The organism is Pedobacter sp., assembly GCF_035566355.1.
Taxonomy (GTDB): Bacteria; Bacteroidota; Bacteroidia; order Sphingobacteriales; family Sphingobacteriaceae; genus Pedobacter.
Window position 1 is genome coordinate 1 of sequence record NZ_DATMRL010000642.1, and the last position, 8651, is coordinate 8651.

Below are 8651 nucleotides of genomic sequence, written 5' to 3' on the forward strand. Positions count from 1 at the left end.
ACTCCTTCGTCTATATAAAATCACTAAGAAACAATTGTATTTAGAACTCAGTTATCAATGCCTGGCCGCAATTTTACGCAACACACAAATCTGGGACTGTAATTATGGATACGGAAAAACCTTCCCGAAATTCTTTTCTCTGTTCCCGCTAAATGATGCGCCCTACACCGCAGTATATGAAGAGCAGGAAGTATTCTGCGCTTTGCACGACTACCTCAAACACGCTGAAGGCCTCGACATCCTGCCTTCAGTAAAACTTCTGATCGCCGAATACATTCGCTACCTGGTGGACCGGGCAGTATACTATTACCCACCTATGCTTTCAAAGGAAATGTTGGAAGAAAAACCAAAGATTGGAGAAGTAGACCTTAAGCTATGGATTGCACTCGAAGACCTGCAGGACGGCTGGGAAAAATCGGGTGCCGTGGGCCAGGAGGTTTATGGTGCGGGCAACGCTTTTGGCATCCTTCCTCGTCATTACCTCCAGGTTCCGGGAGAACCCTTCCTGATATACGTAGACTACCCCACCTCCGGATATAAAGCCATCAAAGGCAAAGACATTCATTTCTCCATCCTGGGAGATGAACGACTGACCTGCAGGCTCATGATTGTAAAAACAAGTATGGCTAAACTTCCTGCATTTAAAGTAGCGGTTAAGGGGAATAAAAGCCACCTGAAAGGCAAATTAGCAGCAAATGGTCATCTGGAATATCAACTTAACGGAAACACTCAGATCATTATCAGTTGGAAACATTAAATCAATTCATTATGAGCTTTCAATATGTTTAATTAACTAATTTTTTGCTCTTTATATTTGAATTATGGGAACGCATAAAAAGGGAATCCTTGGTTTTTTCCGGCCTAAAACAAATAGCCAACAGCTAGGTATTGGATAGGGCTTAGATTCGTATTGTATTCGATAAAATGGCTAGTTATCCCTAAGGAATTAGCTATAGAAGCCGATACTCCTGATCATCTGGCTACAGAGATGCTATAAACATCATTATTAAATTAAATCAATCACTCATATTATTGCAAGAATAGCAAAAAGAATTTGGGCCCGTTTTCAGGAAAACCGGGACATGTAGTTGTATCCAGCTGGAAAGATATTGGTAACCCCCACGCCTCCTGAAAGATGGCCAGTGGGGGTTGTTTTAATTTTACGTACTAACCTTTTATTCCTTTTATCCAGTCTTTAAATCTGTTTACCTGTTCAGCTAAAAAGGACTCGTGTTCTTCTGCATCTTCCGGCCCTGCTGGTAAAATATGCTCAAAATAGGTGCCTTTCAATACCTTACGCAATATGCCTTCGCCTAAAAAAGATTCATTGTCATTCAGTGTTTTCGCTGCTTTGAGCAAATGACGGATATCGTATTGAAGAGGGTTGATATCAGGTACTTGTTTATTCAGGTTCAATAGCTCATATACAGCAATCCTTGCTGTTCTGACCGAACTTTCCATGGTAAACACCACATCATTGTTGGTTTCTACAAACTGCCCGATTAAGCCCAGATTTTTGCACCCTTCAGGAACAACCCTTGGACGGTCACCTTTTGCTCTTGGCATGAACATCGAAGTAATATACGGCATAAAAGCAGTACGCACAATTGTGTTCTTAATTACATTATCCAGTTGATCAATGATACCTGTATGATAACATAACTCGGCAAGGATCTCATCTCCTGTACACTTAGGCATTGGTTTTTTAATGTAATTACCTTCTTTGTCCATAAACAGTGCATACACCCAAAGAACCAGTATATCATCTGGTTGTTCCGGGAAATGGGGCTGCCTGTTACAGGTAAAGCTCATTAACCAGTTTGAATCTGTAATGGTAATAATTCCACCTGTAGCTGTTTTTCCGGAATAAGGATCATTGACGCAATATTCTTTTAATTTGTCTACCAGTACGGAAGGTCTGCAGGTTAAAGTGACGGATTCCCATGACGATTTTTCGATATTGCTGCAGAACTTTTCTGGCTTGCCGAAAATAGCCGATTTAGCTGCAAGGTTTTTCCAGAGTTTCCAGCCCCCGCTTTTACCGCTGGTGCTGTTGTCAATTTCTATGATGGGGGCTGTTTTGTTATCGCCATAGAAAGTATCTTCGGTCATAGATCCGGTGGTTACGATTACAAAATCTTCTTTTCCTATCGGTATCTTCAGCTCTTTACCATCTTTTTCTGTGATAATACCTTCAACCACTTTCCCTTCTGTATCGATGTGGATGTCCAGATCGTTAATGAGCGTATTGAGTTGAATGCTTACCCCTTTTTCTTTCAGGTAATTGCGTAAGGGGGTTATAAAAGTATCGTATTGATTGTATTTTGGGAATACCAATGAGGAAAGGTCATTCAGTCCATCAATAGCGTGGAGAAATCGGTGCATGTACAGCTTTAACTCCAGCAGACTGTGCCAGTTTTCAAAGGCAAACATGGTGCGCCAGAAGGTCCAGAAATTGCTGCTTAAAAAAGACTCGCTGAAATAGTCTTCAATGGTCAAATCGTCCAGATCTTCCTTTTTTTTCAACAAGAGTTTAACGATGGCCAGCTGGTCTAATTTGTTCAGACCAAATTTGCTGAAGTCTTTGATCTCTCCTTTGTTATGAATAAGTCTTGCTTTGGAGTAATTGGAGTCATTGTCATTCACCAGGCGGTATTCGTCCAACACGGTATAAGGTTCAGGTAGCTCCAGGGCAGGAATGTCCTGAAATATATCCCAAAGGTTCTCATAGGTCATATCCATTTCCCGGCCACCACGGATGATGTAACCGTCTTTAGGGTTGCCAGCTCCGTCTAGGGATCCTCCATCGATGTGCAATTGCTCTAAGAATATGATATTTTTAGCGGGGATATGCCCATCGCGAATGAAATAATAAGCGGCAGCCATTCCGGCGATGCCGCTTCCTATGATATAAACTTTACTGTCTTTATAAGATTTTTGAGGAATCCCTATGTTGCGCTGGTAATTCCCAATCTGATCCGAAAATGGCATAGATTTTTGAGGGGTATTGCGCTGTTGTTCTTTGCTTGAATCGGGTTCGTGATCTACATTTCCACTGTTTGAGGAAGCGTTTAAAATTTTGTCGAATTTTGCAGTGATTGATTTCATTATTTATTGTTTTTAAGGATAGAATGGCAGTTAAGATAATCACTTAACCATTTAAAACAAAGGTAGGGGTAAGGACAGGGCTTTTAAATGCAGGGCATCATGCAAAATGATGATGTATATCATATAATTGAAATAGAAATTTTCTGAGCAGACCAGAGATTAATCATGTAAATTAAATTTATTCAAACTTTCGTGGATGGGGGATGTTCTGTAGGGACAAAAATCTAAAAGACCTATGGAAACAAATAAAGAGATCATTAGCGACCTGAAAGGGTTGGTCAATATTGTAAATGATGGAAAAGAAGGTTATGAATCTGCAAGTGAAGCTACTGATAGCATTGAGCTGAAAGCAGTGTTTTTAAAATATGCTGCACAGAGGGCTGGGTATGCTTTGGAGTTGAAAGATCATATTGCCCAGCACGGTGGAAGCTCTGACAATGAAGAAGGTGGAGTACTGGGGGCTTTACATCGCACCTGGATTGACATCAAACAAGCGCTTAGCAGTAAAGAGGATGCGTCTATTTTGGGAGCGATAGAAACGGGAGAAAAAGCCGCCATTGAAAAATATGACAAGGTACTGGAAGATTACCAATCACATGCGGATCATATCGAATTGTTGCAACGCCAACGTACTGGTATACTTGAGGCCTTAAAAGAAATCGAAACGTATCATCAGCGTTTAGCGAAATAAATTATCAGGAGCCCGGTTTAAAGCCGGGCTTTTGTTTGAAAAGATAGCTTTAGAACTTGTTACATTATAATGAAGAGAAGAAATTTTATCAGGTTATCGGCCACTGCGGGAGCAGGTTTATTGTTTTCAAATGTTTTAGCTGATCAATTTGGAGGTGAGAATGAAATTATATACATAGATCATCTCATTATAGGTTCCGGTTATGGAGGTGCTGTAGCAGCATTGAGGCTTACACAGGCCGGGCATAAAGTGACCATGCTGGAAATGGGATTGGATTGGGATAAACACGCAGGTCAGTATAAACCTTTTTCTAACCTGATTACTCCAAAGAGAAATTCTACCTGGCTTCGTACAAAAACAGTTGCACCAATGATGAACATCTCTCATTTTAATAAGAAATTTACGGGAGTTCTGGACCGGATGGATTTTGAACATATAAAAATATATGCAGGAAGGGGCGTGGGTGGAGGTTCTTTGGTGAATGGAGGAATGGCCGTACAGCCAAAAAAGGACTATTTTAAAGAGGTTTTTCCTCAGTTAGATGCAGATTTATTCTGGCAAAAATATTATCCGATGGCCAAGAAGCAACTTGAGGTAAATGAAATTCCTGAGGGATTCTACAAGCAGTCGCCTTATTATAAATTTGCGAGGATTGGTGAGAAAGAGGCTCAAAAGGCTGGTTTTAAAGTGGTTAAAGTGCCGAACGTATATAGTTTTAAGTACATGGAACAGGAGCAGGCAGGGATGGTTCCTAAATCGGCATTGGCAAAAGAAGTAATTTATGGCAATAATCATGGTAAGCAAAGCTTGGACAAAACGTATCTGTATAAAGCCAGGCAAACCGGACTGTTGACTATACTTGATCTGCATCAGGCGGTTTCTGTAGAAAAGCTCAGTTCTGGTCAATATGAGGTCAGGGTAGAAGTGACAGATACGGATGGAACAATCCTCAAGAAGAAAAGGATCTGCTGCAAAAAGCTCTTTCTTAACGCCGGGAGCATCGGCTCAACTAAACTCTTGCTCAAATCGGCTTATCTTGGTTTGTTGCCAGGAATGGAAAATGTGGGACAGTTTTGGGGTAATAATGGAAACATTATGGCGGGGCGGAATATGGTGAATACCGTTTTTAATCGGGTAGACAAAAAGAATCCTGATTTTGGGTTGGGAACCGGAGTTAAACAATCTACTATTCCTGTTGCAGGTGTTGATCATTGGGATGACAAAAACAATCCTTTTTTTGCTGAAATTTCTCCTCTTCCAATGGGAATGGAAGTATATACGGCTTTATATCTGGTCATTAATAAAGTTCCCCATCCTGGAAGTATTGTTTATGACCCTGGTATAAAAGATATCCGCATCAATTGGAAAATGAAGCATTTTGAGCATACTATAGAAAATGCGAAGTTTTTTGTTAAAAGAATGAATGAAGCAAATGGTGGTACTTCTGCTGGTTTGTTGTTTGATAAAGGCTTTGGTGCTGATATATGTTATCATCCCCTTGGTGGAATTGCTTTGGGTGAAGCTACGGATAATTACGGACGTATTAAAGGGTATAAGGGTTTGTATGTAACAGATGGGGCGCTGGTTCCTGGCAGTATTGGAGTTAATCCTTTTCTAACAATTACAGCCTTGGCAGAACATTGTATGAATGATATTCTTGAAAAGGATTTTAATTAAAATGCACCATTTGATTCGGCTTGATGGAACTTTTCCAGTTTTAAAAGTATACTGATCAGGCTCATTTTCTCGCTGTAGGATAGTGGTTCTGTAACGCTACTGGAGGCTTTTCTAATATTTTGCATGCTTTGATCCAGAAGTTCCTTTCCTTTCTGGGTGATATGAATCATTTTGTTCCTTTTGTCGCTATCTAAGGCGTGTTGTTCTACCAATCCATTTTTGATCAGTCGGTTAATAATTTGTATTCCGGCAGATTTTTCATGGATGTTTAGTTTGATGAGCGAAGTTTTGGTCATACTGCCAAATGAAACCAGGCTGATTAAATAAATAAAATCGTCGGGGGTTGAAAAGGAAGTATTGGCTATAGCTGCTTTAGCATGCAATTTGGCATACCTGTACAGATGTACCAGCGAAGTATTGATCACACTATCTGCAGTACGTCCATTCGATTTTCCTTCCCATTCGGGTTCCGGAACTGAATCATTGTCTTTAGCATGTTGATTAAGCCAGTGGCGGAAGGTATGGAGATCATGTGCCGTATGAACGGATTCCTTTTCATAGGTTTTTACCAGGGTAACCAGTTCATTAATTAAATCGTATAACATGATTCGGTGAATTTTGGTGTAATAGTAAATAATTTGATTTAGATTCTAAAAAATTTTAAGGTTCGATTGAGTAAGGCGTACGCAAACTCCTTTTTATTTAAGGTTTTAAAAATGTGGAGCTCTTCGGTTAAAGTAGTTTCATTATCCAGAAATTTTAAAATTTGTGTTGCTTTGTTTTTCTGGAACATCGTAGAGAAGATTTCCTCACCGGAAACACGCCCGCTGGCCAATAAATGCAGGAGTGTAGCATCATAGGTCCTGAATCTTTTTGGAAATACGGATGAAACATGCGGAGCTCCGGATTTTAGGAGTTGTTCAACGATGGCAGTTGTATGTTTTTGTATAAAACGAAAGGTATAGCCGGTAGAGGCTTTTGTAAATCCTCCGGCAGTGCCGAGATAAATAATACGGCCCTTTTGGCTTTGGACAGGATGGTCAGACATAGGAATTATCCCGTATTCCCGTTCTTCAATGGTATAATTTTTACACTCTAGTTGTTGTGTTATATAGTCTTTTAAAGCATCGGTATAATCTTTTCCTGTCAATAGCTGTTCGGAAAAAACGGTATATTCTACTAAAGCACGTTTTGAATTGAGGGGCAGTACATAAACAAATGAGGTACCGGCTTTTTGAGAAGTATTAAAATCCATCAGGGTGGCACGTTCCGTATCAAAAATAGCTTTTTCTGTTTCTATAATCCAGCCCAGGAAATGTTGGAGCAGATATTGATAACGCTCCGTTTTTTTGGTTTGGACCTGAGGGATGCTGGAAAACGTATAATCGGAACTGTATTTTTGTCCATCGATGATTGCATAGGCCAGTTCATTTTCTGTGTACAGGTTTTCTACAGTTCCTTTCAATATTGTGATGTGAGGATGCTCTGCTAATATTTTGTCTGTATAGGTATAGAAATCTGCAGAACGGATCATCTTGTACTCGTAAGGATATATAGGGGATTCCTGATCGGTGATGGAGCTGGAAAAGGATAAATGCTTCCATTTTTTACATACTACAGGTTCGAACAGATCTGGTTGTTCTTCCCAGAAACACCAGGTTTTATCATTCGCTTTTTTAGTTATATTGTCTACAAGCAACACCTGTTTATGGGTAGCTTTGAGGTAAGGTAACAAGCGAACAGCCAGGCTTCGCCCGGAACATCCTCCTCCTGCAATTATATAATCAAAGTGTTTCATATTCTTTTTTTGGGGCTTTGCTGCCAGTATTTTCTGGCAGCAAATAACATCCCGAAGGATTCTCCATGGTGTCTGTTCAGGTGCTTATGATGCATTTTATGAGCTCTTTTAATGGTTTTGATATAACTATTGTTGCTCCTGGAAAACCACTTGAAGCGTTGGTGGATTACGATATCATGTATGATAAAATAAGCTATGCCGTATAGAAGTATGCCCAGTCCCATATAGAACATCCAGTTGAATCCTGCCTTGGCTCCGAAGAAAAATAATAGAATACTTGGGGTGGCAAAGATTAAAAAGAAGGCATCATTTTTTTCAAAGAAGTGTGGCTTTTTCTGGTGATGGTCTTTGTGTAAAACCCATAATAATCCGTGCATCACAAATTTATGTGCAAACCAGGCAACTCCTTCCATAAAAATAAAGGTGCCTGCTGTAATGAGTAAATAAGTAATCCAGCTGTTCATTTTAATTCAATTTTGAAGAAGACAAATATTTTAAGAAGTCTTGCTTTAGTTTTTTGTCTTTAGTGGTTTGAAGATTATTCAATAAATAGGTTTTATCGTCTTTAATATGTTCATTATAGTTGAGGAAAGTGGGAAGGTTGGTTTGAATCACAAATCTTAAAAAACGGATTTCCAGGTTGTCTGGTTCCTTTTTTACGGCTTCCTCTATTAAGTTTTTTCCTCTTTTAAACCTCCTGAATTTATTGATCGGGTTGAATCCGTATTTAGCCTGCATCATTTCAGCAACTCCTTTGTAGCAAATCAACAGCGGCGCAGAGGAGTGGTCTATTTTGGAAAGTAATTTTAACAGGCGGTCTGCAGAAGATCTGCTGTAGGTGGAAGCTTCGAACAGTGTTTTTACTTCTTCCCTATCAGGTTCTGCTGTATGAACTTTTGTTGCAAACAGCAGCAGGAGGAAAAGGGTAATTCCTTTCATATGGTGTTTGTTTTATACCTGATGATAGAGTCAAACATCAAACCAAATTTGTGGGCATTGGAAATTCGGATCCTTCCTGACATGACTTTTTCGGCTGTACTGCTTTTTATTTTATTAAATAACTTTTTATAATAGACATATGCAAGATAGACGCCATTTCTCGACGAGGCAGGTAATTGCCTGATTCCAATCAGGGCATGTTGAAATTCGGCTTCTATTTCTTCTTCGATGATTTTTTTCTCTGTGTTGGAAAATGCAGATAAGTTTACATTTGGAAAGTAGGTGCGGCTTAAGGTAAAGTAGTCTGCATTTACATCTCTAAGGAAATTTACCTTCTGAAAGGCGGAACCCAATTGCATTGCCGAATCTTTTAATTTTTCATATTGCTGCTTATCACCTTCTGTGAAGACCTGCAAGCACATCAATCCGACCACCTGG

Annotated in this window: 8 protein-coding genes and 1 pseudogene; 3 read left to right on the plus strand and 6 right to left on the minus strand. The window is 39.6% G+C overall.

The features are described 5' to 3' along the window. Window positions 1-757: pseudogene (locus VNZ46_RS25210) on the plus strand (hypothetical protein); the annotation flags it as partial. Between the two features lie 410 nt (window positions 758-1167). On the opposite strand, the gene VNZ46_RS25215 reads toward VNZ46_RS25210, so the two are convergent. Next, the gene (locus VNZ46_RS25215; RefSeq protein ID WP_325563768.1) at window positions 1168-3108 is read right to left on the minus strand and encodes an oleate hydratase; all 1941 of its coding nucleotides are present in this window, start codon (window positions 3106-3108) and stop codon (window positions 1168-1170) included. Between the two features lie 235 nt (window positions 3109-3343). On the opposite strand from VNZ46_RS25215, the gene VNZ46_RS25220 reads away from it, so the two are divergent. Next, complete coding sequence (locus VNZ46_RS25220; RefSeq protein WP_325563770.1) at window positions 3344-3799, plus strand: PA2169 family four-helix-bundle protein; 456 nt, start codon at window positions 3344-3346, stop codon at window positions 3797-3799. Window positions 3800-3868: 69 nt separating this feature from the next. Next, entirely contained in the window at window positions 3869-5476 is a 1608-nt protein-coding gene (locus VNZ46_RS25225; RefSeq protein WP_325563772.1) for a GMC family oxidoreductase N-terminal domain-containing protein, read from the plus strand. On the opposite strand, the gene VNZ46_RS25230 is transcribed toward VNZ46_RS25225, so the two are convergent. From VNZ46_RS25230 to VNZ46_RS25250, 5 genes are all read right to left on the minus strand, one after another. Next, a complete protein-coding gene (locus VNZ46_RS25230; protein ID WP_325563774.1) occupies window positions 5473-6081 on the minus strand; it encodes a MarR family winged helix-turn-helix transcriptional regulator in 609 nt (202 codons plus the stop codon). The genes VNZ46_RS25225 and VNZ46_RS25230 overlap by 4 nt on opposite strands. Window positions 6082-6119: 38 nt before the next feature. Beyond that, a complete protein-coding gene (locus tag VNZ46_RS25235; RefSeq protein WP_325563776.1) occupies window positions 6120-7274 on the minus strand; it encodes a lycopene cyclase family protein in 1155 nt (384 codons plus the stop codon). Then, window positions 7271-7738 (minus strand): sterol desaturase family protein, encoded by a 468-nt coding sequence (locus VNZ46_RS25240; protein WP_325563778.1) that lies wholly within the window; start codon window positions 7736-7738, stop codon window positions 7271-7273. Before VNZ46_RS25240 ends, VNZ46_RS25235 begins: the two co-directional genes overlap by 4 nt. A gap of 1 nt (window position 7739) precedes the next feature. Then, entirely contained in the window at window positions 7740-8213 is a 474-nt protein-coding gene (locus VNZ46_RS25245) for a hypothetical protein (protein ID WP_325563780.1), read from the minus strand. Further along, window positions 8210-8651, minus strand: a 442-nt coding sequence (locus tag VNZ46_RS25250) for a phytoene/squalene synthase family protein (RefSeq protein ID WP_325563782.1), incomplete at its 5' end; no start/stop codon positions are given. The genes VNZ46_RS25245 and VNZ46_RS25250, both read right to left, overlap by 4 nt.